The sequence below is a fragment of the Streptomyces sp. cmx-18-6 genome, from assembly GCF_046548915.1.
In the GTDB taxonomy this organism is placed as follows: Bacteria; Actinomycetota; Actinomycetes; order Streptomycetales; family Streptomycetaceae; genus Streptomyces.
The window spans coordinates 932,145-956,518 of sequence record NZ_JAEBEP010000001.1; the positions used below are offsets into that span (position 1 = coordinate 932,145).

Annotated in this window: 24 protein-coding genes; 8 read left to right on the forward strand and 16 right to left on the reverse strand. The window is 72.6% G+C overall.

From position 1 onward, the window contains the following. Nucleotides 1-38: 38 nt before the first annotated feature. The 8 genes from ACLJPL_RS04170 to ACLJPL_RS04205 all read right to left on the reverse strand — a co-directional run bounded on the left by ACLJPL_RS04170 (nucleotide 39) and on the right by ACLJPL_RS04205 (nucleotide 8,094). A complete protein-coding gene (locus ACLJPL_RS04170; protein WP_411079268.1) occupies nucleotides 39-836 on the reverse strand; it encodes an ABC transporter permease in 798 nt (265 codons plus the stop codon). Then, nucleotides 823-1,731: a 2-aminoethylphosphonate ABC transporter permease subunit gene (locus ACLJPL_RS04175; RefSeq protein WP_411079269.1), complete on the reverse strand. Its 909-nt coding sequence runs from the start codon at nucleotides 1,729-1,731 to the stop codon at nucleotides 823-825. The genes ACLJPL_RS04170 and ACLJPL_RS04175 overlap by 14 nt, the downstream gene beginning before the upstream one ends. Next, nucleotides 1,724-3,052: an ATP-binding cassette domain-containing protein gene (locus ACLJPL_RS04180; protein WP_411079270.1), complete on the reverse strand. Its 1,329-nt coding sequence runs from the start codon at nucleotides 3,050-3,052 to the stop codon at nucleotides 1,724-1,726. Before ACLJPL_RS04180 ends, ACLJPL_RS04175 begins: the two co-directional genes overlap by 8 nt. Beyond that, entirely contained in the window at nucleotides 3,049-3,765 is a 717-nt protein-coding gene (locus ACLJPL_RS04185) for a phosphonatase-like hydrolase (RefSeq protein ID WP_411079271.1), read from the reverse strand. Before ACLJPL_RS04185 ends, ACLJPL_RS04180 begins: the two co-directional genes overlap by 4 nt. 5 nt (nucleotides 3,766-3,770) lie before the next feature. Continuing rightward, entirely contained in the window at nucleotides 3,771-4,895 is a 1,125-nt protein-coding gene (locus ACLJPL_RS04190) for a TIGR03364 family FAD-dependent oxidoreductase (protein WP_411079272.1), read from the reverse strand. 149 nt (nucleotides 4,896-5,044) lie between these two features. Further along, complete coding sequence (locus ACLJPL_RS04195; protein WP_411079273.1) at nucleotides 5,045-5,854, reverse strand: GntR family transcriptional regulator; 810 nt, start codon at nucleotides 5,852-5,854, stop codon at nucleotides 5,045-5,047. A gap of 122 nt (nucleotides 5,855-5,976) precedes the next feature. After that, on the reverse strand, nucleotides 5,977-7,242 hold the full coding sequence (locus ACLJPL_RS04200) for a peptidase (RefSeq protein WP_411079274.1): 1,266 nt from the start codon (nucleotides 7,240-7,242) through the stop codon (nucleotides 5,977-5,979). A gap of 234 nt (nucleotides 7,243-7,476) precedes the next feature. Next, a complete protein-coding gene (locus tag ACLJPL_RS04205; RefSeq protein WP_411079457.1) occupies nucleotides 7,477-8,094 on the reverse strand; it encodes a TetR/AcrR family transcriptional regulator in 618 nt (205 codons plus the stop codon). Between the two features lie 116 nt (nucleotides 8,095-8,210). On the opposite strand from ACLJPL_RS04205, the gene ACLJPL_RS04210 reads away from it, so the two are divergent. Then, complete coding sequence (locus tag ACLJPL_RS04210; RefSeq protein ID WP_411079275.1) at nucleotides 8,211-8,621, forward strand: hypothetical protein; 411 nt, start codon at nucleotides 8,211-8,213, stop codon at nucleotides 8,619-8,621. 48 nt (nucleotides 8,622-8,669) lie between these two features. Here ACLJPL_RS04210 and ACLJPL_RS04215 read toward each other — a convergent pair whose 3' ends face one another. Continuing rightward, nucleotides 8,670-9,746, reverse strand: coding sequence for an ROK family transcriptional regulator (locus tag ACLJPL_RS04215; protein WP_411079458.1), 1,077 nt, complete (start codon nucleotides 9,744-9,746; stop codon nucleotides 8,670-8,672). A gap of 265 nt (nucleotides 9,747-10,011) precedes the next feature. Here ACLJPL_RS04215 and ACLJPL_RS04220 point away from each other — a divergent pair, with 265 nt between their 5' ends. Beyond that, entirely contained in the window at nucleotides 10,012-11,127 is a 1,116-nt protein-coding gene (locus tag ACLJPL_RS04220) for a Gfo/Idh/MocA family oxidoreductase (RefSeq protein WP_411079276.1), read from the forward strand. Then, nucleotides 11,124-11,603, forward strand: a complete 480-nt coding sequence (locus tag ACLJPL_RS04225; protein WP_411079277.1) for a heme-degrading domain-containing protein — start codon at nucleotides 11,124-11,126, stop codon at nucleotides 11,601-11,603. The genes ACLJPL_RS04220 and ACLJPL_RS04225 overlap by 4 nt, the downstream gene beginning before the upstream one ends. 67 nt (nucleotides 11,604-11,670) lie before the next feature. Here the strand turns inward: ACLJPL_RS04225 and ACLJPL_RS04230 are convergent, their stop codons facing one another. The 4 genes from ACLJPL_RS04230 to ACLJPL_RS04245 form a co-directional block, all read right to left on the reverse strand. Next, nucleotides 11,671-12,531, reverse strand: a complete 861-nt coding sequence (locus ACLJPL_RS04230; protein WP_411079278.1) for a fumarylacetoacetate hydrolase family protein — start codon at nucleotides 12,529-12,531, stop codon at nucleotides 11,671-11,673. 137 nt (nucleotides 12,532-12,668) lie between these two features. Further along, entirely contained in the window at nucleotides 12,669-13,451 is a 783-nt protein-coding gene (locus tag ACLJPL_RS04235) for a YidC/Oxa1 family membrane protein insertase (RefSeq protein ID WP_411079279.1), read from the reverse strand. A gap of 116 nt (nucleotides 13,452-13,567) precedes the next feature. Next, a complete protein-coding gene (locus ACLJPL_RS04240) occupies nucleotides 13,568-13,903 on the reverse strand; it encodes a DUF6412 domain-containing protein (RefSeq protein ID WP_411079280.1) in 336 nt (111 codons plus the stop codon). Nucleotides 13,904-14,081: 178 nt separating this feature from the next. Beyond that, the gene (locus ACLJPL_RS04245; RefSeq protein ID WP_411079459.1) at nucleotides 14,082-14,780 is read right to left on the reverse strand and encodes a class E sortase; all 699 of its coding nucleotides are present in this window, start codon (nucleotides 14,778-14,780) and stop codon (nucleotides 14,082-14,084) included. 754 nt (nucleotides 14,781-15,534) lie between these two features. Here ACLJPL_RS04245 and ACLJPL_RS04250 point away from each other — a divergent pair. The 4 genes from ACLJPL_RS04250 to ACLJPL_RS04265 all read left to right on the forward strand — a co-directional run bounded on the left by ACLJPL_RS04250 (nucleotide 15,535) and on the right by ACLJPL_RS04265 (nucleotide 19,349). After that, the gene (locus ACLJPL_RS04250) at nucleotides 15,535-16,542 is read left to right on the forward strand and encodes an SEC-C domain-containing protein (RefSeq protein WP_411079281.1); all 1,008 of its coding nucleotides are present in this window, start codon (nucleotides 15,535-15,537) and stop codon (nucleotides 16,540-16,542) included. A gap of 48 nt (nucleotides 16,543-16,590) precedes the next feature. Continuing rightward, nucleotides 16,591-16,992, forward strand: coding sequence for a very short patch repair endonuclease (locus ACLJPL_RS04255; RefSeq protein ID WP_411079460.1), 402 nt, complete (start codon nucleotides 16,591-16,593; stop codon nucleotides 16,990-16,992). After that, the gene (locus ACLJPL_RS04260; RefSeq protein ID WP_411079282.1) at nucleotides 16,989-17,942 is read left to right on the forward strand and encodes a DNA cytosine methyltransferase; all 954 of its coding nucleotides are present in this window, start codon (nucleotides 16,989-16,991) and stop codon (nucleotides 17,940-17,942) included. Before ACLJPL_RS04255 ends, ACLJPL_RS04260 begins: the two co-directional genes overlap by 4 nt. Nucleotides 17,943-18,011: 69 nt before the next feature. Next, entirely contained in the window at nucleotides 18,012-19,349 is a 1,338-nt protein-coding gene (locus ACLJPL_RS04265) for a DNA cytosine methyltransferase (RefSeq protein ID WP_411079283.1), read from the forward strand. Here the strand turns inward: ACLJPL_RS04265 and ACLJPL_RS04270 are convergent. From ACLJPL_RS04270 to ACLJPL_RS04280, 3 genes are read right to left on the reverse strand one after another with little or no spacing between them, the layout of a single operon-like run. After that, the gene (locus ACLJPL_RS04270) at nucleotides 19,271-20,173 is read right to left on the reverse strand and encodes a DUF6339 family protein (RefSeq protein ID WP_411079284.1); all 903 of its coding nucleotides are present in this window, start codon (nucleotides 20,171-20,173) and stop codon (nucleotides 19,271-19,273) included. The genes ACLJPL_RS04265 and ACLJPL_RS04270 overlap by 79 nt on opposite strands. Then, a complete protein-coding gene (locus ACLJPL_RS04275; protein ID WP_411079285.1) occupies nucleotides 20,170-21,162 on the reverse strand; it encodes a hypothetical protein in 993 nt (330 codons plus the stop codon). Before ACLJPL_RS04275 ends, ACLJPL_RS04270 begins: the two co-directional genes overlap by 4 nt. Next, nucleotides 21,159-23,282, reverse strand: a complete 2,124-nt coding sequence (locus tag ACLJPL_RS04280) for a helix-turn-helix domain-containing protein (RefSeq protein WP_411079286.1) — start codon at nucleotides 23,280-23,282, stop codon at nucleotides 21,159-21,161. Before ACLJPL_RS04280 ends, ACLJPL_RS04275 begins: the two co-directional genes overlap by 4 nt. 621 nt (nucleotides 23,283-23,903) lie before the next feature. Here ACLJPL_RS04280 and ACLJPL_RS04285 point away from each other — a divergent pair. Next, a complete protein-coding gene (locus ACLJPL_RS04285) occupies nucleotides 23,904-24,254 on the forward strand; it encodes a hypothetical protein (protein WP_411079287.1) in 351 nt (116 codons plus the stop codon). Nucleotides 24,255-24,374 lie beyond the last annotated feature (120 nt).

The following is a 24,374-nucleotide window of genomic DNA, read 5'->3' on the forward strand; positions in this document are numbered from 1 at the left end:
GCGTGAACTGGAGCGGTTACGTGAAGGGGTTCGGGTTCTCAGCGGTAGGAGGCGCGGGTCCGGATGCGGGAGACGGCGGTCAGGACGAGGAGCGTCGTCGTCATCAGGACCACGGCGAGGGCCGCGCCGGTGAAGAGGGAGCCCCGGTCGGTGGCGGCGAAGATCTGCACCGGGAGCGGGGTCCAGTCGGGCGGGTAGAGCATCATCGTGGCGCTCAACTCCCCCATGGACAGGGCGAAGCAGAGCCCTGCGGCCGCGGTGAGGGAGGGCAGCAGGAGCGGCAGCCTGACCCGCCACAGGACGCGGGCGGGGCTCGCGCCGAGGCTGGCCGCCGCCTGTTCGTACATCGGGTCCAGCCGGCGGGCGGCGGCCGAGACGGACTGGTAGGCGAAGGCGGTGACCAGGACCGTGTGGGCGATGATCACGATCCAGCGGGTGCCGTTGAGGAGCACCGGCGGCCGGCTGAAGGCGACGAGCACCGCGAGGCCGACGACCACGGACGGCACGGCGACCGGCAGCATGAACAGCGCGTCCAGGAGCCGTTTGCCGCGCGCGCCCAGGGAGCTCGCGGCCAGCGCCGCCCAGCCGCCGAGGACCAGGGCGAGCACGCTCGCGCACAGGGCCGTCACCAGGCTGGTGGTCAGCGCCTGGAGGGAGTCGCCGCTCGTGGCGGCGGCGTACCGCTCGGCGGTGGGGCCGGAGGGCAGCGCGCCGGACCAGTTCGTGGCGAACGAGGCGGCGAGGATGACCAGGAGGGGCACCGCGAACAGCGGGACGAAGAGGAGGGCGAACGCGGACCAGGTGGCCCACTTGCCCGTCCGGCTATGCACCAGCACGACGGCTCACCACCCGGTAGAGGCCGTAAAGGCCCACGGAGAGAACGATGTTGACGACGGCGACGACACAGGCGGCCGGATAGTCCGACTCCAGGATCGCTTTGCTGTAGACGAGCATCGGCAGGGTCGTGACCCCTTTCGCTCCGGTGAACAGGACGATCCCGAACTCGTTGAGGCAGAGCACCAGGACCAGGCTGCCGCCCGCCGCGAGTGCGGGGAGCGCCTCGGGCAGGATCACCTGCCGCACGATCCGCAGGGGCCGAGCGCCGAGCGAGGAGGCCACCTCCAGCTGGGCGGTGTCGAGTTGGGAGAACGCGGCGAGCAGCGGGCGCATCACGAAGGGCGTGAAGTACGTGATCTCCGCGAGCAGGACGCCCCAGGGGGTGGTCAGGAAGTGGAAGGGCCCTTCGGCCGCTCCGGTGACGCCCGTCCAGGCTCCGTTGGCCATGCCGACCGACCCGTAGATGAAGAGCAGGGCGAGCGTGATGAGGAAGGACGGGAAGGAGAGGAAGACGTCGATGAACCGGGCGACCGCCTTGCCGCCGGGGAACGGCACGAAGGCGATGACCAGCGCGAGGACGAAGCCGAGGACGAGACATCCGATGGTCGCGCCGACCGCGAGCCACACGGTGGTGGTGAGCGCGTCGCGGAAGGCGGCGGAGGCGAAGACCTCGGTGTAGGGGGCGAGGGACGCGCCGCCGCCGTCCTCCAGGTCGTCGGGGGTGAAGGACTGCCGGACGACGAGGGCCAGGGGGTAGAGGAAGCCGAGCGCGAGGACCAGGACGGGCGGGAGGGCCCAGGCCCAGGTGGGGGTCCCTGCCGGGCGGGCGGGGGCGGTTGGGGGTGCGTCTGTGCGGGCGGCCGGTTTCCGGCGGAGGGTCGCGGGGCTAGCCACCGGCCGACTCCTCTGCTCGCCGGTCCCTTTGGCCGTACGAGGCTTCGGGGGCCTCCGGGGCCGCCCCCGCCGGGAGCAGCATCGCGTCCTCCGCCGCGAAGTGCAGGGTGACCGTCTCGCCGAGGGCCGGCGGGTCCCGCAGTTCTCGGAGGTCGGCCATGAGGCGGTGGCCGGCGATGTCGGCGTGGACGCGGTGGGTGGAGCCGCGCCACTGGACCTCGGTGACCGTGCCCGTGAGCGCGTTGGGCCCGGGGCCGAGGCCGACCAGGTGCGGCCGGACGCAGAGGGTGGCGGTGGCTCCGGGGGCGGCGGCACCGGTGGGGACGTCGAGCGGGTGGCCGCCGAGCGTGACGCGTCCGTCGCCCGTGACGGTGGCCGGGAGGAGGTTGGCGTTGCCGACGAAGGACGCCGTGAACTCCGTACGGGGTCGGCGGTAGAGCTCCTCGGGGGTGCCGCAGTCCTGGAGGCGGGCGCGGTCCATGACGGCGATCCGGTCGGCCAGGGTGAGCGCTTCGACCTGGTCGTGGGTGACGTACAGGATGGAGACCTCCGGCAACTCGCGGTGCAGCCGGGCGAGTTCGGCGAGCATGCCGGAGCGGAGCCGGGCGTCGAGCGCGGAGAGCGGTTCGTCGAGGAGGAGGACGCCGGGACGGATGGCCAGGGCGCGGGCGATGGCGACGCGCTGTTGCTGGCCGCCTGAGAGCTCGCGCGGGTAGCGGGTGGCGTACGCGGCCATGCCGACGAGTTCGAGGGCCTCGGCCACCCGCCCGGCGATCTCGGCCTTGGGGGTGCGGTGGGCCTTGAGGCCGAAGGCGACGTTGTCCTTCACCTTGAGGTGCGGGAAGAGGGCGTACTGCTGGACCACCATGCCGATGCCCCGCTGGTTCGGGGCCAGTTGGGTGACGTCGCGCCCGCCGATGAGCACACGTCCGGCGGCGGGCCGGACGAACCCGGCGACGGCCCGCAGGGCGGTGGTCTTCCCGGAGCCGGAGGGCCCGAGGAGGGCCATGACCTCGCCGGGTTCGACGGTGAGGTCGAGGCGGTCCAGGACGGTGTGCCGCCCGTACGCGACGCTGACGCCGTCGAAGCGGATGCCGCTGGGGGCGGTGGTGGTGGGGGCGGTGGTGGTGGACGGCTGTCCGGTGCCGCTCGGCGCGGTGGTGGCGGGCGGGTGTGCGGTGCCGCTCGGCGCGGTGGTGGTGGACGGCTGTCCGGTGCCGCTCGGCGCGGTGGTGGTGGACGGCTGTCCGGTGCCGCTCGGCGCGGTGGTGGCGGGCGGGTGTGCGGTGCCGCTCGGCGCGGTGGTGGGTCCGCCGCTCATGCCTCGGCCCGCGCGATCAGGTCCGGCAGCTCCGCGACCGACCCGAGGACGTGGGTCGCGCCGTGCCGGGCCAGTTGGTCCTGGTCGTGCGCGCCGGTGAGGACGCCGGCGACGAGCCCGGCGCCGGAGCGTACGCCGCTGAGCATGTCGTACGAGGTGTCCCCCGCCACCACGATCCGCCGCACGTCGTCCACCGCTCCGGTGCGCAGGAAGGCCGCCAGCACCATGTCCGGGTAGGGGCGGCCCCGGCCGCCCGCGTCGGCGGGGCACAGGGTGAGCGGGACGAGGTCCTGCCAGCCGAGGGCGGCGAGGATGGCGTCCTGGGTGGTGCGGGCGAACCCGGTGGTCAGGACGACGGTACGGCCTTCGGCGGCAAGGCGCTCAACTGCCGTCCGCGCCCCGGGAATCGGCGCGATGCGGCCCGCGTCGACGAGTGTCCCGTACGCCTCCTCGAAGGCGGTGTTGGCGTGCTGGGCCTTCTCCTCGCCCCCGAAGAGGTGGCGGAAGACGGAGATCTTGGACTCGCCCATGGTGGCGCGTACGTAGGCGAGTTGGCGGGCGTGCTCGTCGGACCCGGGCCGCACGCCGAGGCGTTCGGCGGCGGCGGAGAACGCCTGCTCGACGAGACCGCCGTCAGCGACGGTGGTGCCGGCCATGTCGAGGACGACGAGGTTGAAGGGGTTGTCGTTCGCTGTCCGTGTTGCTGAAGTCATGTGGTTCACCAGCCCAGTTCGTCGGCGGTCGTTTCGGCGATGGCGGGCGAGCAGGTCATGCCCCGGCCGCCTGGTCCGGTCACCAGCCAGACCCCGTCGCGCACCTGCTGCCGGTGGACGACGCGTGAGGTGTCGGTGCACTGGGCGTAGACGCCCGCCCAGCGACGCCTGACGCGGGGCAGCGGGCGGCCGAGGAAGGACTCGACGACCCGGGTGAGGTGTTCGTACGGCTCCTCGACGGTGTCGAAGGCGAAGGGGTGCTCGTACTCGTGGGTGTCCCCGATGGTCAGCCCGCCGTCCTCGCGCTGCACCATGAGGAGCTGCATGCGGTGCTCGGCGGCGACCGGGTCCTGGGGCTGGTGGGCGTTGAGGGCGTCGAGCGCCTCGCTGCGATATGCGGGGTAGTAGCGGAAGCTGTCGGCGTCGGCGACCGAGGTGGTGAGGGGTTCGCCGAGCGGGTCGGTCTGCATCATCTGGAGGCGGACGCGGCGCACGGGCAGCTCGGGCCCGGCCAGTTCGCGGACGAGCCCGCCGAGCCAGGCCCCGGTCGCCAGGATCACGGCGTCACCGGTGTGGACGTCGCCGTGGTCGTCGCCCACGGAGGCGGCTCCGACGACCTCGCGGACCTCGCGACCGCCGAGGTAGGTATAGCGGCCGGAGGCGAGCAGGGCTTCCTTCAGGGCGAGTTGGGCGGTGCGCGGCTCGACCGCCGCATCGCGCTCGCACCACAGAGCGGCGCTGAACGTGCCGCGCAGGGCGGGGTTGAGGGCGCGGGCCTCCTCGGCGGTGAGCAGCTTGTAGCCGCGCGCCGCCGCGTCGGGCCGGGCGAGCGCCGCCTCGGCGACGGCGACCTCCCGGGCGGTGCGCAGCGGGGTGAGCGAGCCACAGGCCCGAAAGCCGAGACCCGGCACCCGCCGCCCGTACTCCTCCCACAACTCCCGTGCCCGCAGGGCGGTTTCCAGCTCCTCGCCACCGGCTCGGCCACTGACCCATATCTGTCCGAAATTGCGGAGCGATGCCCCGCGCGCCTCGCTCTCGCGCTCGATCTGTACGACCTCGTGGCCGCGGCTGACTGCGTGCCAGGCGTGCATGGTTCCCACCACGCCGGCTCCTACGACGATGACTCTCACGGCGGCCACGCTCCTCGGGGCGGGTGTCCCGGACACGTCCGGTCGACGACGGGATGGTGAACGACCCCCCAAGCTTGGACTAGACCCGTTACGTTTTCGTTATCGGAGGAAGTCGGCATGTGCCCGGCGGGGCCGGTCAGCGCCCGCTGTCACCCCGACGCGTGGGTGCCGCCCGGATGCGCGGTGCCGCCCGGATGCGTGGTGCCGCCCAGATGCGTGGTGAAGGAGAACCGGTCCCCCCGGAACAGGGTCCGCACCCGCTCCACCGGACGCCCCTCCGTGTCCCGGGAGAGCCGGTGCAGCAGGAGCATCGGCAGGGCGGGCGGGGTCCCGATGAGCAGGGCCTCGCGGGGGGTGGCGAGCACGGTCTCGATCCGCTCGTCGGCGTCCCCGAACGCGATGCCGAGCCGCTCGCGGAGGTAGGCGTAGAAGGAGGAGTCGGGCTCGAACTCCACGTCCAGGCGCGGGAGTCGGGCGACACTGACATACGTGCTCTCCAGCCCGACCCGCTCGTCGTCCGCGAGCAGCACGCGCTCCAGGTGCCAGACGGGTTCGCCCCGGCCGATCCTGATCTCGGCGGCCAGCGCCTCGGGGCAGGGGAAGCGTTCCAGGCCGATGAGGTGCCGGCCGGGCCGCCGGCCCTGCCGCCGGACCCCCTCGGTGTAGCTGGCGAGCGAGAGCGGCTGCTCCAGCTTGGGCCCGGCGACGACGGTGCCGCGCCCCTGCCTCCGCAGCCGCCCCTCCAGCAGGAGTTCGCGCAGCGCCTGCCGTACGGTCTCGCGCGACACCTCGTGGCGCAGGGCGAGGTCCCGCTCGGTGGGCAGGAGCCCGCCCTCGCCCAACTCGTCGAGCAGCAGGGAGATTTGTGCCTTGACCGCGTAGTACTTGGGGATGCGGCCGTGCTCCGGGATGCCGGAGCGGATCGGTGCGCCAGGTGCCTGGTCGTTCGGGTAGTCCACCGCCCGATGGTGGCAGACGCGGGTGAACGGCCTGGTGGGGGCCGTGGGGATTGGGGGCGTGGGGCGTGGAGCCGTGGAGCGTGGGGCTGTGGAGCCGTGAGGCGTGGAGCCGAGGGCCGTGGTCAGCCCGCCGTCGTACGCATCCGGCGGCCCTTCGCCACGAGCGCCCCGCCGCAGAGGACGAGCAGTGCGGCGACGGCTCCGGCCCAGGGCAGGAGCTCCGGTCCGGTGCGGGCGAGTTCGGGCAGCGGGCGTCCGGTCCCGTAGTGGGGCGGCAGCGCGGGCCGCTCCTTGCCGCCGCCGTCCACCCGGGGAGGCGTCGAGCTGTCCGGGTTCCCGGGGCGGACGGGTTCGGGAGTGCGGACGGGTTCGGGGGCGCGGGAGCCAGGAGCGGTGGGCGTTCCCGTGGGGGCGGTACCCGTACCCGTGGGCGCGGGGGTGGTCGTAGGTGCGGTGGTGGGCGCGGGTGTGGAGGACGCGGAGGGGGATGCCTCCGTACGGGGGCGGGGCTCGGCGGGAACGTCCGTACGGCTCCCGATGTCCGGTTCCGTACGCTCCGGCCGGGGGACCTCGCCCGTCGCGCCGTCGACGATCACGAACCGGTACTCCCCCGACTCCCCCACCCAGTCGCCGTCCTCCCGGCCGCCGCCCTTGGCCTTGTCCTGGTGGCGGCGCTGGACGACGGCGGCGTGGGCGGTGACCCGGCCCGGCACGGCGTCGGAGGTGAAGGCCATCTGGACCCGGACGCTGACGGTGCCGCCGGCGGGAACGGTGACCCCGAGGAAGTCGTCGCCGAAGTGGCCGGAGTCGCCGGAGTCGCCGGTGCCTGCGGAGTCACCGGCGTCTCCCGAAGCATCGGTGCCTCCCGAAGGACCGGTGCCTCCCGAAGCGCCGGTGCCCTTCGAAGCGCCGGTTCCGCCGCCGCCGAAGACCCCGATCTGTTCGTGGCGGTCGGTGGTCTCCCAGCTGACGCGGTGCTCCGTCCCGGGGTGGCCGGGCTCGGAGAACTTCACCTGGATCTGTTCGGCGGTCAGCCTGCGGTCCTCGTCGGTGAGCACGAGCACCGGGTGCAGGGCACGGCAGGGCGCGTCGGTGGTGTTGGTGAGGTCGAGCAGCCAGGTCCCGTACCCGCCGCCGGAGGCGTACGTCTTCGGGGCGTCGTGGATCCGGGTCTCGACGGGGAACTCCTTGGCGTCCCGGTCACCGCAGGCGGGCTGCTCGTCGGCGGCCCCGGCAGCGGATAAGGAGGCGGGGATGACGTCCGGGGCCGGGCGGGCGGCGGCCTGCGAACCGCCCAGGAGCGCGGCGGGCACCGCGATCCCGGCGGCCAGCCCGAGGGCGGCGAGCGCACGGGCGTCACGCAGCCGCGCGCAGGAGGTGGGGGACATGGGGGGCACCCTTCGCTGCTCGCGAACGACCGGGGCGGGGGCTCCGGTTGTGGCCTCCGACGCAAGCACGCGCGCGCGGACTCAGAGAGTCGACATGCCGACACCGTTCATACGATCACCCGACTGACGGACTTTCCGAGCCGCCAGCACCAGAGGACCTCAGCCCCTCAGACCCCTCAGGCGTCTCGGCCCCCTCGCCCCCGGACCCTCAGGCATCTCGAACTCCTCGACCCCTCAGGCGTCTTCGGGGCCGATCAGACTCGCACCGGACACCAGGGCCCGGGCGGTGTCGGCGAAGTACTGCTCGTCGGCGGCCGGGGCGAGGCCGAGCAGGACGCCCTGACTGAGCCCGATGAGCACCGCCCGCAGCGCGGTGGCCAGGTGGTGCGCCTGCTCCGGCGTCACGAGTCCCCCGCCGTGCGGCCTGCCGGCGAACAGGGCGACCAGCCGGGCCTCCTGGGCACGGATCGACTCGGCGAGCCGGGAGCCCACCTCGGGGTCGTGCAGGGCCAGGTCCAGCAGGGTGAACTGCAACGACTGGTCGGCCGACGCGCCGCCGGCGTCACAGGTCCGCCGGTAGTGCCGGGCGAAGGCGTCGACCGCCCCCAGGAGATCCGCACCGGCGGGGACCACCTGCTCGATCTCCTCGTAGTGCGGCTGGAGATAGTCGTCGACCAGGGCCACCAGCAGGCCGCTCTTGCTGCCGAACAGCGAGTAGACGGCCCCGGTGGTCAGCCCGGCCCGCTCGACGATCTCGTCGAGCCGGGCGCGGTAGCCGTCCCGGGAGACGACGCGGAACGCGGCGTCCAGCAGGGCACGGCGGTTGCGTTCCTTGGCTTCGGCTCTCGTCAGTCTCATAATTCCATTATCCTAGTAATCAGATTACGAAAGAGTGTGAGTACGGAAGAGCACCGTGCGTGCGACAGAGCACCCAGGGCGAGCAAGCATCAGATCAGAGAGGAACCCCCATGACACCCATGCTGGCGGGAGCCATCGGAGACGGCGTATTCAAGGTGGTGCTCGGCGCGGTCCTCGTCGTCGGCAGCGCACGGTTCGACGATCTGCTCGGCGTGCCCGCCTGGTCGCTGGTCATCGCGGGCGCGGCCCTGCTGATCGGCGGCGGGATCGAGGTCAGGTACGTGCGCCGCCGCGCGATGGCCACCTGCCTGCGGCTCATGATCGCCTACGACGGCGGTTGGGTGCTGGCGACGGCCCTCGCCCTGGTGACGGCCTGGCAGGGCAGCACGCTCGGGGGCGAGATATGGATCGCGTACCTGACGGTGGCCCCCCTCGTGTTCGCCGCACTGCTGGTGGGCGCCGCCGCTGCCTCCGTACGGTCGTCGACTCCGGGCACACCGGCGGGCGACCGCGCACCCTGACCCCCACCCCGCCCCGCCCCACTCACCCGGCCGGGCCCCGCCCGCCCCCTACCCCCGCGCCCCCACCCGTCCGAACACCGGCGCGAGGACCAGCTGGGCCGCGCCCTCCGCGACGGGCCGGTCGCCGCCCCCCGCGACGGTGACGGGAACGGCCGCCCGGCCCCCGCCCCGGGCGGCCCGCTCCTCGATCACGGCGCGGACGCCCCGTACGTACGCGTCCTCGTCGGCCGCCACCGTGCGGCCGCCCAGCACCACCCGGTCGATGTCGAGCAGCCCCACCAGGTTCGCCGCACCCGCGCCCAGCACCCGCGCCGCCTCCGCCCGGTCGCCGCGCGCCTCGGCGGCCAGGCACAACGCCTCGATGCAGCCGCGCCCCCCGCACCCGCACAGGGGCCCGTCCAGCTGGAGGGTCTGGTGGCCGAACTCCCCCGCCCCCGTCCGCGCCCCCCGGTGCACCTCGCCGCCCAGGACGAGGCCCGCGCCCAGCCCCGTACCGAGGTGGAGGTAGGCGAAGTCGCCGCGCGGCTCGGCCGGCGACAGGGCGAGGGCGAGGGCGGCGGCGTTGGTGTCCTTGTCCACGACGACCGGGAGCCCGGTGCGCGTCGCCAGCGCGTCGCGCAGCGGGTAGCCGTCCCACTGCGGGAACCCGGTGACCCGGTGGAGCACTCCGCCCCGGTGGTCGAGCGGGCCGGGCACGGCGACGCCGACGCCCAGCACCGGCTTGTGCGGTTCGGCCGCGCTCAGGTCCCGTACGGCTTCCGCCGCGCCGGCGAGGACCCGGTCCGCCGGAGCGCCGAAGTCGAGCGGCGCGGTGGTGACCGCGACGGACCGGCCCGCGAGGTCGACGAGGACGGCGGTGAGGCCGTCCCGGTCCAGGTGGAGGCCCACGGCGAACCGGGCGTCGGGGACCAGGCGGAGCACCGTACGCGGTTTGCCGCCGGTGGACGGGCGCAGACCCGCGCCCACGACCAGCCCGTCCGCCCGCAGCCGCGCGGTGATCTTGCTGACGGCCTGCGGGGTGAGGCCGGTGCGCTCGGCGAGCTCCAGACGGCTGATGCCCTCGGTCCCGGCCGCCCGCAGCAGGTCCAGGACCAGCGCCGCGTTGTGGTGGCGCAGCGCCGGCAGGTTGACCCCGGCTCCGGCCCCTACCTCTGCCGCTGCTCCTGCTCCTGCTCCTGCTCCTGCCTCTACCTCGGCCCCTGCCGCTGTCTTCGTCCGGCTGCTCCCGTGCACGGTTCGCTCCTGTCCGCCTCCGCCTCCGCTCACCTTCACCGCGCCACCCCTCACCTCTTCGCCCCTCGCTTCTTCGCCCCTCACTCTTCACCCCTGTTCACCGCCCCATTGTGCCGGTCGCTTGCACTTCAGCAACAGCGTTGCCAAAGTGGAACGCATGACTGCTACCGCCCCTCTCCGCGTGGCCCTCGTCGGCTACGGCCTGGCCGGCTCCGTCTTCCACGCCCCGTTGATCGCCGCGACCGAGGGCCTGGTCCTCGACACGGTCGTCACGTCGAACGAGGAGCGCCGGGCCGAGGCCCGCGCCGCCTACCCGGAGGTCGCTTTCGCCGCCTCGCCGGACGAGCTGTGGGAGCGCGCCGGCGAGCTGGACCTCGTCGTGATCGCCTCCCCGAACAAGACGCACGTCTCGCTCGCGACGGCCGCCCTCAAGGCCGGGCTGCCGGTGGTCGTGGACAAGCCGATCGCCGGGACCGCCGCCGAGGCGCGCGAGCTCGCGGCCCTCGCGAAGGAGCGCGGACTGCTGCTCTCGGTCTTCCAGAACCGCCGCTGGGACAACGACTTCCGCACGCTCGCCGCCCTGATCGCGGACGGCGAGCTGGGTGACGTACAGCGCTTCGAGTCCCGGTTCGAGCGGTGGCGGCCGCACCCGAAGGGCGGCTGGCGCGAGTCGGGCGACCCGGAGGAGATCGGCGGTCTGCTGTACGACCTGGGCAGCCATGTCGTCGACCAGGCGCTGGTGCTGTTCGGCCCGGCGGTCCAGGTGTACGCGGAGTCGGACGTACGGCGTCCGGGCGCGGCGGCCGACGACGACACGTTCATCGCGATCACGCATGTGAACGGGGTCCGCTCCCATCTGTACGTCAGCGCCACCACGGCCCAGCTCGGCCCGCGTTTCCGGGTGCTCGGCTCGACGGCGGGCTATGTGAAGTACGGCCTGGACCCGCAGGAGGCCGCCCTGCGCGAGGGCCGGCGTCCGGGGGCCGGCAGTGAGCCGTGGGGCGAGGAGGTGGAAACGCTGTGGGGCCGGATCGGCTCCGGCGAGTCCCCGCTGACCGGCGGCGGCACCCCGGTCCGCACGCTGCCCGGCGACTACCCCGCGTACTACGCCGCCGTCACCGCCGCCCTGCGCGGCACCGGCGGGAACCCGGTCACCGCGCTCCAGGCGGCAGCGGCCCTGGACGTACTGGAAGCGGCACGCCGCTCGGCCCGCGAGGGCACCGCCGTAACCCTGCCCGCGACTCCGTCCGGCGAGGAGCTGCACACCTCATGACCACCACCTCCCCCACGATCTCCGAGCTGATCGCCCAGGAGCGCCGGCTCACGCTCCCCCGCTTCTCCCACGACGACGCGTTCACGCTCGGCAGCCTGCTGGTGGCGCTGGCCCGGGAGCGGCACGCGCCGGTGGCCATCGACATCCGGCGCGGGGCGCAGCAGTTGTTCCACGCGGCGCTGCCGGGTTCGAGCGCGGACAACGACGCGTGGATCGACCGCAAGCGCAAGGTGGTCGAGCGGTACGGCGAGAGCTCGTATCTGGTCGGCACCCGGTTCCGGGCGAAGGGGACCACCTTCGAGGAGTCGTCACGCCTGGACCCGGACGTGTACGCGGCGCACGGCGGATCGTTCCCGATCGCGGTGCGGGGCGCGGGCGTGATCGGCACGGTCACCGTCTCCGGTCTGCCGCAGGCGGAGGACCACGCGATGGTGGTCGAGGCGCTGGAGCAGTTCACGGCGACGGCGGGGGGCTGAGGGGCGTACGCACGCGTACGGGGCCGGGGGCGTGGTCGCAGCGGCCCCCGGGCCCACTCGCCTCGGCTTACGCGCCCTTCAGCTCCTGCCGCTGCCGACCGAGGCCCTCCACCTCCAGCTCCACCACGTCTCCGGCCCTCAGATACGGCTTCGGCTCGGGCTGCCCCATGGCGACCCCTGCGGGCGTACCGGTGTTGATGACATCGCCCGGGTAGAGCGTCATGAAGTGGCTGAGATAGCGGACGACCTCGCCGACCGGGAAGATCTGGTCGGCGGTGGTGCCGTCCTGCTTCAGCTCGCCGTTGACCCAGAGGCGCAGCGGCAGGGCCTGCGGGTCGGGGACCTCGTCGGCGGTCACCAGCCAGGGGCCCAGCGGGTTGAACGTCTCGCAGTTCTTGCCCTTGTCCCAGGTGCCGCCGCGCTCGATCTGGAACTCGCGCTCCGAGACGTCGTGGGCGGTGGCGTACCCGGCGACGTGGGCGAGTCCGTCCTCGGCGGATTCCAGGTAGCGGGCGGTGCGCCCGATGACGACGGCGAGCTCGACCTCCCAGTCCGTCTTACGGCTGCCGCGCGGGACGAGCACCGTGTCCTCGGGCCCGACGACGGTGTCGGGGGCCTTGAAGAACAGGATCGGCTCCGCCGGGATGTCCGCACCGGTCTCGGCGGCGTGGTCGTGGTAGTTCAGCCCGATGCACACGATCTTGCCGATGCGCCCCAGCGGCGGACCCACGCGCAACCCCGCCGGGTCGAGGGCGGGCAGCACACCGGGGCTGTCGGCGGCTGCCCGGACCCGGGCGAGGGCCCAGGCGTCGGCGAGCAGGTCGCCGTCGACGTCGGGGATGATCCCCGACAGGTCACGCAGAGTCCCGTCCCGGTCGAGAAGTGCGGGGCGCTCCGCGCCCGCCGTACCGACTCGAAGCAGCTTCAACGGTCCAACTCCTCTTGTTCGAGGTGGGGCCCTTCGGCGGGGTGCGGCCGGCGAAGGGCTTGGCCGATCCTCCAAGAGTCGCGATCACTCCGCAAGACCGCGTTCACACACTGGACCGGCGCGGTGGCCCGCCCCGACTACGCCGCTTTGGCCATGGCGCCGCCCGGGGCAGCCGTGTCCCGGTACATGTCGCGGTACAGCCAGGCCCGCTCAAGGGCGCTCCAGGCGGTGGTGGTGACGACGTACAGCGCGGCGGCGAGCGGGACGACGGCCACGGTGATCAGGGTGGCGAACGAGAGCAGCGGCATCATCTTCGTCATCGCGCCCATGCCGGGCACCGGCTGCCCGTCCGGACCGGCGGCGGGGGTCATCGGGTTGGCCGCCATCTGCCGCTTGGTCAGCCGGTAGCTGAAGGTGGCCACGGCGAGGACGAGCGCGAACAACCCGACGTACACCCAGCCCTGCGGCCCGAAGACCCCACCCTGCGCGAGGGCGTCGTGCCAGCGCCCGCCGAGCGGCGCGCCGAGGAGGTCGTGGCGCAGGAGGGAGTTGGGCTCGCCGCCGATGGAGCCGCTGGAGAACAGGTGGTAGAGCAGGAAGAACGCGGGCATCTGGAGCAGGCTCGGCAGGCAGCCGGAGAGCGGCGAGACCTTCTCGGCGGCGTGCAGTTCCATGATCGCCTTCTGCATCCGCTCGGGGTTCTTCCCGTGCTTCTCGCGGAGTTCGGCGATCTGCGGCTGGAGCCGGCTGCGGGCCTTCTGCCCGCGTGCGGCGGCCCGCGAGAGGGGGTGGACGGCGAGCCGGACGAGGGCGGTGAACAGGATGATCGCGGCGGCGGTGGACGCGTTCTGGAACAGCGGCTGGAGCAGGTCGGCGAGGGAGCCGACCAGGCTCGCGAAAGCGGACATGAAGGCGGACATGGGTGAGCCCTCCGGGGGTCTCGTCGTGCCGGGAGTGAGGACGTACGCGTGCGGTACGCGGTACGCGGCAGGACGGCCGGTGCGGGGGCGCTACGGGATGGACGTGCGGGAGTGCCCTACGCGGCGGCGGCCGTCAGGAGGGCGTGCCCGGGCGCTCGGGGCCGGGTGCGGCCCCGGGCGTCGGGGTCGCGTTGGGGCAGGAAGGCGGTGCGCTTCTCCCGGTCCCTGATCGCCGTCCGGACCCGGGTGCGGGGCACCGGGGGCGCGCAGCGGGCGCTGATGACGGAGCAGGCGAGGAGCGCGGAGCCGGCCGCGGCGGTGGCGGCGAGCGCGACGGCGGCAGAGAGGCTGCCGCCCTCGGCGAGGAGGACCTCGGTGAGGAGGAGGACCAGGAGGCCGGCGGGCCGGAGCAGCCGGGCGAAGACACCGCGCAGACGGCTCGCGTCACGCATGGGCGCCTCCTCTCCGTTGTCCGTACGGTCTGCCGTCGATCCTGGCACTCCATTCGTTATACACGATGATCGGCCGGGATCCGCTGGGCTCAGCCGCGCCCGAGGGGCCTGCGGGGGCTGTGATGGCTGCGGGGGCTGCGGGGACTGTGATGGCTGTGATGGCTGTGATGGCTGTCGATCACCGGGGGCGCATGGCGGTGAGCTTCGCCCAGACGACGAGCCGGTAGCGGGAGCTGAACTCGGGGGTGCAGGTGGTCAGCGTCAGGTAGTACCCGGGCTCGCTGTAGCCGGCGGAGGTCGTGATGTTGCTGCGGGGCACGGGGGCGATGACCCCGCTGTCGGAGGGGAGGGTCCGCGCGAGGCTCTTGTCGACGGTGTACGTGTAGACGGCGTCCCGGGTCTCGACGGTGATCCGGTCGCCGGGCCGCAGCCGGTCGATGCGCCGGAAGGGCTCGCCGTGGGTGTTGCGGTGCCCGGCGAGGGCGAAGTTCCCGGCCCGCCCGGCCTGGGCGGTGCGCGTGTAGTGCCCGACGTACCCGCGGTCGAGGACGCCGCCCTTGCCGGTGCCCTCGGCGACGGGGGCGGTGAGGCCGATGCGGGGGATGCGCAGGACGGCGTACGCCTGGTCCCAGCGGGGGGAGGCGCGGGCGGGTTCGGGGGCCGTGGCGGCGGTCGGGGCCGGCGCGTCGGGGCCACGTGTACCGGCGGAGCCGGCGGCGGAGGGCAGAGGCTCGGGCACCACGGGGTCGCCGCTCGGGGCGGCCGGCGGAGGCGGGCCCCACTCCCGCTGAAGGGCCTGGACGGTACGCCCGGCATCCTGGCGGGCCTCCCGGTTGGTCCACCACAGCTGATGGACGACAAGAAGAAGAAGCACCAGACCGAGGGTGACGACGAGCTCGGCGAAGACCCAGAGCCCCCGCGCGAGGAGGTAGGGGGCGGGGGCGGGCCGCGCGGGGGCGGGTCGCGCGGGGGCGGGGCGCGCGGGGGCGGGGCGCGCGGGGGCGGGGCGCCCATGGGTGTACCGCGCGGGGACGTATCGGGTGGGGGCGGGGCGCCCATGGGCGTACCGCGTAGGGACGAGCCGCGCAGGGATGTATCGGGCAGGGACGAGCCGCGCGAGCGCGTACCGCGCACGGGCATCCCGCCGCGCCCCCCGCGCGCGCCAGACCACGCCAGGCACGGGAATCCGCTTCCGCTTCGACCCCCGGCCCAGCCCACGCCCCCAGGACCACGCCGACTCACGCTTCGGCCCGGGCCCGGGCTCGGGCTTCCACTCGCGCTCGGGGTCGGGCTCCCGCTTCCACTCGCGCTCCGGCTCCGGTTCACGCTTCCGCTCGCGCTCCGGCTCCCGCTCGGGCTCCGGCTGGGCCTCCGGCTCACGCTTCCACTCGCGCTCGGGCTCCGGCCCCCACTCCCGCTCACGCTTCCGCTCCGGCTGGACCTCCCGCTCACGCTTCCGCTCGGGCTCCGGCTCACGCTTCCGCTCCGACACGGCGGGCACGATAGGGCCAAAGCCCGTAACTCTCCATACGTCTCCAGTCGATCGGCCCTTCACACCCACTTCACACCCCCCTCCACCGCTCCCCACCTCCCTCCCCCGGCGGTCGCGATCCGGCAGTACCGTGTGGTCCATGCGCCCCGACACGCCTGCCGACCACACCACCGAAGCCGAGCGCCTGCTCCGCACCGCGGCGCAGTACCCCGAGGACCAGGAACCGCTGGTTCTCCGGGCCGCGGCCCACTTGGAACTCGCCGGTGACCGTGCCCGCGCGAGCACCCTCTACGACGACCTGCTCGCCGCCCCCGGGTCCACCGTGGAGAACCCGCACCTGATCAAGGCCCTGAAGGCGGCCAACCTCTGGGAGTACGGGCACGAGGCCGAGGCCCGCGCGATCATCGAGGGCATCCGCACGGCGGCCCCGCCGGCCGCGGCGCCCTGGCAGGTCGCCGCGGAGACCCTGGAGGCGCACGACGAACTGGAGTCGGCGCACGACGTCCTCTCCGCCGCGCTGACCCTGCTGCTGGCCCCGGGCGAGGAGGTCCCGTACGCCACGCAGTCCCTGCTGACCGGCCGGCACCGGGTGCGCCGGCTGATGGGCCTGGACCACGACGCGTGGGACGAGCTGGCCGGGGCCCTGCACACGGCCCCGGTCCCCCTGGACGAACTCCACGACCCCAAGCGCCTGTGGTCGCTGGGCTCTTCGGACCCGGCCGAGCTGAAGGCGGAGATCACCCGCCTGCGGGCGGAGCTGGGCACGTACCGCACGGCGCTCTCCCGCCCGTTCCCGGTGGCGGTGCTGCACTGGCCCGCCACCGAACTGGGCGAACTCCTCACCGCATACCCGGAGTTGACCGAGGAGTACGTGGACCACGCCACGCACCTGACCCGCCTGGAGGCAGCCTTGCGCGACCTCCAGGCCACGGGCACCCCGAACCTGGGCATCGTCACGGGCACGGTCCCCTCGTACGAGGCGTTCGCCGCCTCCGAGGCCACCTCCCCCACCACCCCGAGCCTCCTCCCCCAATACGCCACCACCCTCGCCGCCCGAGGCCGCGCCACCCCCTGGCCCCCGCCCCGCACGGCCGCCTGCTGGTGCGGATCGGGGCAGGCATACGGGGTGTGCCACGGGGGCGGGTGAAAAGCAGTGAGCACGGCCAAACCCTCCTCCCCCGGCGTCTCCGTCCGCATGAGCCGCCAGTCGAGCCGTGACACCGCCCCCGAGGTCGCGGTGCGCAAGCTCCTGCATGCGGCGGGCTACCGCTTCCGGGTCAACGCGCGCGTGCCGGGCATGGCGAGACGGACGATCGACATCGCCTTCACGCGCGCCAAGGTGGCCGTCATGATCGACGGCTGCTTCTGGCACGGCTGCCCCGTGCACGCCACGCAACCGAAGGCGAACGCCCAGTGGTGGCGTGACAAGCTGGACCGGAACATGGCTCGCGACCGGGAGACGACCGAGCATCTCGCCGCCGCGGGGTGGACGGTGCTGCGCTTCTGGGAGCACGAGGCCCCGGTCGGCGCCGCCGACCTGGTGGCGGCGGTCGTCGAGCAGGAGCGGCAGACACGGAACAAGGGCGGGGGCCTATGAGCAAGCTGCGGTTCGTCGATGTGTGCGCGGGCGCGGGCGGGTTGGCGCTGGGACTGGAGAAGGCGGGATTCGATCCCGCGCTGCTCCTGGACCGGAAGGCGGTGGCCTGCGAGACGCTGCGCCTGAACCGACCGGCGTGGAACGTCCTGGAGACGGACCTCCTGGACTTCGACCCGGCGGAGCACCAGCACACCTACGACGTGGACCTCCTCTCCGCCGGGCTGCCCCGCGTGAAGTCCAGCGCGACCGTGGCGCGGGCGGAGACGGAGGAGGAGCTGCGCCTGTTGGAGGCCACGGTTCTGCTCGCCCACTCCATCCAGCCCCGTGCGTTGCTCATCGAGAACGTTCCCGGGCTGGTGGACTCCCCGAACTTCGAGGGCGTACGGGAGTTCATCCGCAAGGAGCTCGAGCATCTCGGCTACCGGTTCCGCTGGTTCGTCCTGAACGCCGCCGACTTCGGCGTGCCGCAGGACCGCAAGCAGGGCGTGCTCGTCGCCCTGAAGGAGCGGTACTTCCCAGCGTTCAGCCCGCCGGTTCCGACGGTCTCCGAGCACATCCCGGTGGGGCGGGCGCTGCGCCGCTCCATGGCCGCACGCGGTTGGCCCGGCGCGGACGCGTGGGCGGCACAGGCCCTGAGCGTCGCGCCGACGCTGGTGGGCGGCTCGGACAAGCGCGGCGGGGCGGACCTGGGGCCGACCGGGACGAAGAAGGCGTGGGCGCGCATGAGGGTCAACGGAGGAACACTCGGCAACGAGGTCCCGGGCCCGGACGACAGCCCCTCCGGAGTCATCACGATCACGGTTCCGCAGGCGGCCCTCCTGCAGTCCTTCCCTCCGGACTGGGTGTTCGCCGGGAAGAAGACCGTGCGGTACCGACAGATCGGCCACGCCTCCCCTCCCCCGGTCGGCACCGCGCTCGGACGGTCCATCGCCGCCGCCCTGAGCAGCTGATCCAGGAGGGGCGAGGACCTTGAACATGAGCGGACGGCGCGTCTTGATCCCTGGCTACACTTGCACACCATGACCCATCCCTCCCCCCCTTCACTTCCCCCTGCGAAGTTCGCGATCGTGGACCTTTTCGCCGGGCCCGGCGGCCTCGACATCGCCGCCACGATCATGAAGGACGAGGGCGTCGAGAGCATCGGCGTGGAATGGGACGAAGCCACGCGTTCCACGCGGGCCGCCGCGGGCCTGCTGACCACCGAGGTCAGGGACGTCGCGGAGCTCGGCCCGTGCGACCCCTCGGTCGTCGAGGCGACGGTGCTCACCGGCGGTCCCCCCTGCCAGTCGTTCTCCGTGGCGGGGAGTCGCAAGGGCCATCAGGCTCTGGACGACGTGCTGCGTCTGGCCACGCGACTGGCCGGCCACGAGGACGAGGCGTCGTTCGACGTCGCGTGGAAAGAGGTCAAGGCCGAGACCGACGCCATGACGGACGACCGGACGGGGTTCGTGCTGCAACCGCTGCGGTGGATCATGGAGGCGAAGCTCAAGCGCCACCGGCCGTACGAGGTGATCGTGCTGGAGCAGGTGCCCACGGTGCTGCCGGTGTGGAAGCACTTCGCGGACCTCCTCCGGAGGACCGGCTACGCCGCCGAGGCCCATGTGCTGCACACCGAGGACTACGGCGTCCCGCAGACGCGGCGCAGGGCGGTCCTGATCGCTCAGTTCGCCCCGGGGAACGAAGGCCGGAAGGTCCGGTTCCCCGAGGCGACGCATCAGCGGTACCGGAAGGGGGCCGAACGTCTGCCCCCGACACACGACCACCGGGACGGATCGCTGTTCCGCACCTCGCACAGCGGGGGCGACGTCGAGCCCTGGGTGTCCATGGGGGACGCGCTCCGCGCCACGCGGACGTCCGAGTTCGTCATGGTGTCCAACTACGGCTCCGGCGGCGATCCCAAGAACCGCGGACGCCGCGAGTCCGGGGAGCCGGCCCCGACGATCACCGGCAAGGTGCGTCGTAACCGCCTCTACCCCCTGCGGAAGAACGGGTCCGGCGAGATCGTGATCAGGGAGGAGGAGCAACTCGAACGCCTCTCCCCGGCGGAGGCCGGACTGCTCCAGACCTTCCCCGCCGCCTACCCCTGGCGCTCCACCGACGTGGCGCAGCAGATCGGCAACGCCATTCCGCCGCGCCTGTCGCTGCACATCCTGAGCATGGCGCTGCTCCGCGAACCGCCGCGGGAGAAGTGGTACAGGCAGTTGCAGGAGTGGCAACCGCAGGGAGAGCCACCGCTGTTGGCGGCCCCGCCGGTGACCGTTCGGCGGTCGGCGCCGCCTCAGACCTCGCCCGCGGCGCCCTCGTCGGCGTCCGGCCGTCCTCGTACCGGCGCTTCGGCGAAGAGTTCGGCGAAGTGATCGACGAGCACGTCCACCGATCGCTCCGGGGTCTTCTCCTCGTACGGCCCGATGGGCAGGTCCCTGCGGGGGACGGCCGGGGCTGACTCCGCCGCCTCGATCCACTCCCGCAGTGGCCTGCCGTCCCGGTCGGCATCGGGCGCGACGACGTCGTACATGAGGGTCGCGGCGGAGGCGTTGACAGCCGCCACCAGCGCGTTCACCTCTCGTCCGGTCCGCACGGCGCCCCGCTCCAGCAGGCGCACCGTGGCCTGCGCCGTAGGTCGATGGTCCATCACGTCGACCCGCAGCGCGGTGTTCAGCATGTCCTGGTTCGTGCACATGGTCACCACCGGACCGTAGTCGGGTCCGTCGCGGAACAACTCGGCGGCCCACCACAGTCGGGCGAACGCCTGGATGTCCCCCGGTCCGCGGAACCGTCGAACGGCGACCTTCGATGCGCCGCCTTCCGACTTGGCCGCCAGGTGGCGCCAGACGACGTAGTCCGGGGCCACCCCCAGCGCCAGGTAGTTCCAGATCCGGCGGTCCGCCGCCTCACGTCGCGTGAGCCTGAGCGTCGCGTGCAGGCGAGGAGCCAGCCAACCGTCCGCGGCAGTCGGCCTGTCGTCCCGGAACTGGTACATGGCGTCCTCGACCAAGGCACGCACCGGGGCCAGTTCCGCGCGGCTCTCGCCGTCGTGCGGCAGTGGTTCGGTGGTCTTGTTGAGCGCTATGGCGGGTACGTCCTCCTTGCCGGAGAGCAGCCCCTCGGTGAGGTACTGCGCCGCGTTGAGGTCCGCGAGCAGCGCCAGGCGTTCCGGGAGGAAGCTCGGCTTGTCGGTCATGCGTCGGCCCCTCGGTGAAGGCCCTCCAGGCCACGGATGGTGGTGCTCAGCGCCTTGGGCACGTCGGCCCTGCGGGTGGCGGCGTAGTGGATGCGCGGTTGGAGGTCGGTCCACCCGGAGGTTCCGGTCCGTCGTCGGTGGACCTCGCCCAGCGCGTCCTCCACGGGGCGGTCGGGCACGACGTCGGGCAGCATCTCGCGCAGCACCTCGCCTCTCCAATCACGGGGGAACAGCGGGGTTCCGTCGTCCTCGATCTCCAGATCACCGATGGCGGTGTGGAAGACGGCCGTCCACACGTCCGTGCACATCTGGGCGAGGAGCAGATCCCGCACCATGTTGTCGACCGAGGTGCCGTTGCCGCCGATGAGGTCGGAAACTCCCTCGAAATCGGTGTTGATGTGCACGACGGGAAGGTCACCGGACGTGTCCACGGCCCAGGGCACCTCATGGAAGCGACGCAGCCATTGCGGGCCCTCGCGGAAACCGACCTCGACGACGTCGAGTTCCCGATCGCGCAGCGGGGCTTCGGCCTTCAGGTCGACGATCCAGTCCTTGGTCGAGGCGGCGATCTCACGTCCCGCCACGCCGTCCACCGTGGCGACGACATGGACGGACATCGTGGCGCGGTCCAGATGGTCCGCACGCCACAGGTCGAGGTGCCCCACCCACTGTCGTCCGCCCTCCGCCCCGGGGGCGAGGGTCGCGGTGACCCGGGTGTTGGTGGCCCCCTCGCTCAGCACGACGACGACCGCGAGGTCGGTCCAGGGGCTGTCGGGAGCGGTCGCACTGCCCGGCACGGTGGCCGTGACCTTCATACGGAGCCACTCCCAGTCGTCCCGTCCCGTCGCGCCGGGGGCGACGACCTGCTCGACGGCGGAGAAGGCGCTGGTGTCGAGGGGGTCCCTGATGTCGTCCGGACCCCGCAGCTCGACGGAGGCGACCCGGAGCGAGACCACACCGGGAAGTCGCCGGTAGGGGTACGCCCTCATGCCTGGGCCCCCTTGTCGGTGCGGAGTTCCACGACGAGGCCGCTGAACCGGGCCCGTACCGGATGGGTGGACACGTCCGTGGTTCCCCGGAAGGTCGCGGAGCGCGCACCGGGGGCGAAGCGGACCGCGCCGTCGACGATTTCGCAGTTGTGCACGGCGACGAGCTCGGACCAGGCCAGAACCGGTCGGGATCCGGAGCGTACGTCGAGCTTGGCAACGGGTGTGGGGCGCCAGGCGTCGCCGCCGGCGGGGATCTTCATCTCGGCCGTGACGCACCACGCACCGTTGTCGTCGATCCGCGCGTCGAGTTCCTCCAGCGTGGGCGGGCCCGCCGCCGGCGTGGGCCGGGTCGTTCTGCGTCCCCCCACGGTCAGTCGCCTGCGCAGCCGTTCCGCGCCGACCTTGCGCCCCTTCTTCGGCAGGGCGACCAGATCGCGCACGGCCTTGTTCGCCTGGCCGGTGAGCGCGCCGATACGTCGGTAGGCGGACGGCGAATACAGCATCCGCAACTCCTCCGTCTGCCCCCACTTGTCGTGCTCGGGCGGTTCGGCGGCGCGCAGGAACGCCTCGGCCTCGTCCGCGAAGGGTGCGTCGTCCCCGGCCGCCCTGCCCGCGAGCAGGACGGCCTGGAAGGGGTTGACGCCCACCGGCAGGCCGGGCACCCAACCGATCTTGACCGTCATGCGGTTGCCCCGCATCGTGGTCACCCTGTTCGGCTTTCCGTGGTCGCGGTCGTCGGCCTCCGTGACCAGCACGACCGCCCGGTGCTCACCGCCGTTCCCCCGACCGGAGCGCCCCGGCACCATCAGCGGGACGGTCGCCATGGCCACCTGCCCCGCCTCCGTCATCCTGTCGACGGTCGTACCGTCCAGGAACGCCTGGAGGGCGCGTGTCCGCGACGGTTGGGTCTCCCGAGGGTCGACCCGCGTCTCGGGAATGATCTCCACCCCGTTGCGGAGCGTTCTCACGGACGCCTCCAGGAGAGGTCGCTGCTTGCCCCCGCCGGTCATGGCCGCCCAGAAGTTCCGTCCCAGCGCCTCCTTGAGGCGATGGTGCATGCGATGCACGCTGTCCTCGTCCTCGACGTCCGCGTTCCCGTCGGTTCCTTCGACGAGGCTGGCGACGTCGTGCGCACCGACGATGAGGAAGGACGTGCCGGGCTCGGCGCTCTCCCGCGTGAGATGCAGACGCTCGACGCTCTCCTCGTCGGCCCACCACGAGCGGGCGACGTTGACGTCCTCCGCGTCCGGGTCCGGCCGACCGAACCAGGCGGGTCCGGCCCACGGCCTGTCGCCCACCGTGCGCCAGGGAAGGTCGAGGCGACCGACGAGACGACGCTCGGTCCGCCCCTCGTGCGACTCCGACAGGGTGGAGTTCATGAGGACCAGCCCGAGGCGGCTGGTCGCCCAGAGCGTCGCCTTGCCCAGGCCGTAGGACCCACCGGCGCCGCTCACCGACTTCTGGCTGTCGAGCTGGCGACGTACCACGGCGGCGAAACGGCCGGTCTCGTAGTCGTCGCCGGTCAGGCCGGAGGCGTTGTAGTCGTCGATGCGCAGGAGCACCAGCCGGTCCCGGTCGTACATGTCGCTCAGGCCGGCCGCGATCATCCGTCCGACCTTCTGGTCCTGCTGCGCGGCCGCCTCGTAGTGGGGCAGCAGGTCGTCCCAGCGGATCTCGTCGCGGAACCGGGCCAGGGCCTCGCCCGACAGTTCGTGCAGGGTGTAGCGGACCCGGACCGGCTGGGCGGTGTCGAGCCGTTCGTCGAGGCTGTTCTGGGTCGCCTCCCGGGCCAGCACCTCGACGTCGGCCTCGAAGGCGAAGGCCGCCGCGTTGCCGAACTCCCGTCCGCCGTCCGCGTGTCCGGGGCGGTGGTACCAGGAGATCGGCAGGCCGGCGAGGGTGTCGGCGGTCCGGGTGTGGATCGTCCCCAGGTCCGTGCCGAGCGCCTCGGCGATCCTGTTGATCGTCTCCTCGCGGGGGGACGCCCGGCCGGTGATCCAGGCCGATACGGCGGCTCGGGTCAGCCCGATCCGCTGGGCCAGGTCGGCCTGGCTCATGTTCGACTGCTTCAGCTGCCGGGCCAGCCAGGGACCAAAGTCCATGCCGGTGTCCAACCTCATCACTCCTCAGCTGCGGCGTCGCCCGTGTACTGCACGATACACCGACTCGTTTGACACTGACACTCCGTCCGACAATGGCGTTTGACACCGCACCCTGGAGCCTTCATTGACTCCCTCACCTCTTGAACAAATGACGCTGATACTCCACAAAGAGAGGGAATCGAAGGATCTGCCCCATTCGTCCCGAATTATCCGATTGCCCCCCCCGTCGCACACGGCGGCGGCGCCGCGAAAAGCTCCATTCCCGCACGCCCCGGATGCTTGTGGCAGCGCCTTCCGATCCTGTAGCGTGAAATCGGGGACGCCTTCACCGGGCGCGACCGACCCTCTCCTTTCGAGGGCTTATTCGGCATGCCCTGCATTCCTCCGTGACCCCCGGGACGCGAATTTTTGAAGTAATTCGACAAACCCCTTGCCCCGGTCGGTCACATGCGCTTGGCTTCTTCCACATTCCTCACTCAGGAGATTATCTCGATCCCTCCCGTCCAGTTTTCCCAGCCGCCCGAAGAAACCTTCCTCCTGGCGAACGAGCTCACCTTTCGTGCGCTTTCCCGCCCTTCCGCACGTGCGCCATTTCCCGTCACGCCCGGTACACATTCACGAGAGCCCAGGGGGCCCGCCATGGACGCCAACCCGCCCGATTCCGACGATGCCGCGTTCGGACTCGTCGAACAGTACGACTCCATCGAGGACGACCCGTATCTGCGGTCCGAGTTCCTCGACGCCGTCGGCACGACGCGTTCGTACATCAACTGGTTGCGGCTCCGGCGCGACAGGGCGGCCCCCAGAGGCTCGTCGACCCCCGCACCGGACGAAGTCGCTCCGCAGGCTCCCGGACCGGACGACGGGAAGGGTGCGCAGCGGCCCGTCCCTCCCCTGCCGAATCGTTCCCGCACCGCCAACACCCGTCCGCCCAACAACACGGGCGGCATCAGCCGGAACAGGCGTCGCCGGAACCGTGAGTATCCCTAGCTCGTCGTCAGTGTCTTCGGGCTCGACCATCCCGGCACCTCGTCGGACTCCGAGCTCCTATCGTTGAGTCGACGGCCGGCCGCTTCCCCCGCAGCGGCCGGCCCCCCGGCTCCTCCCGCG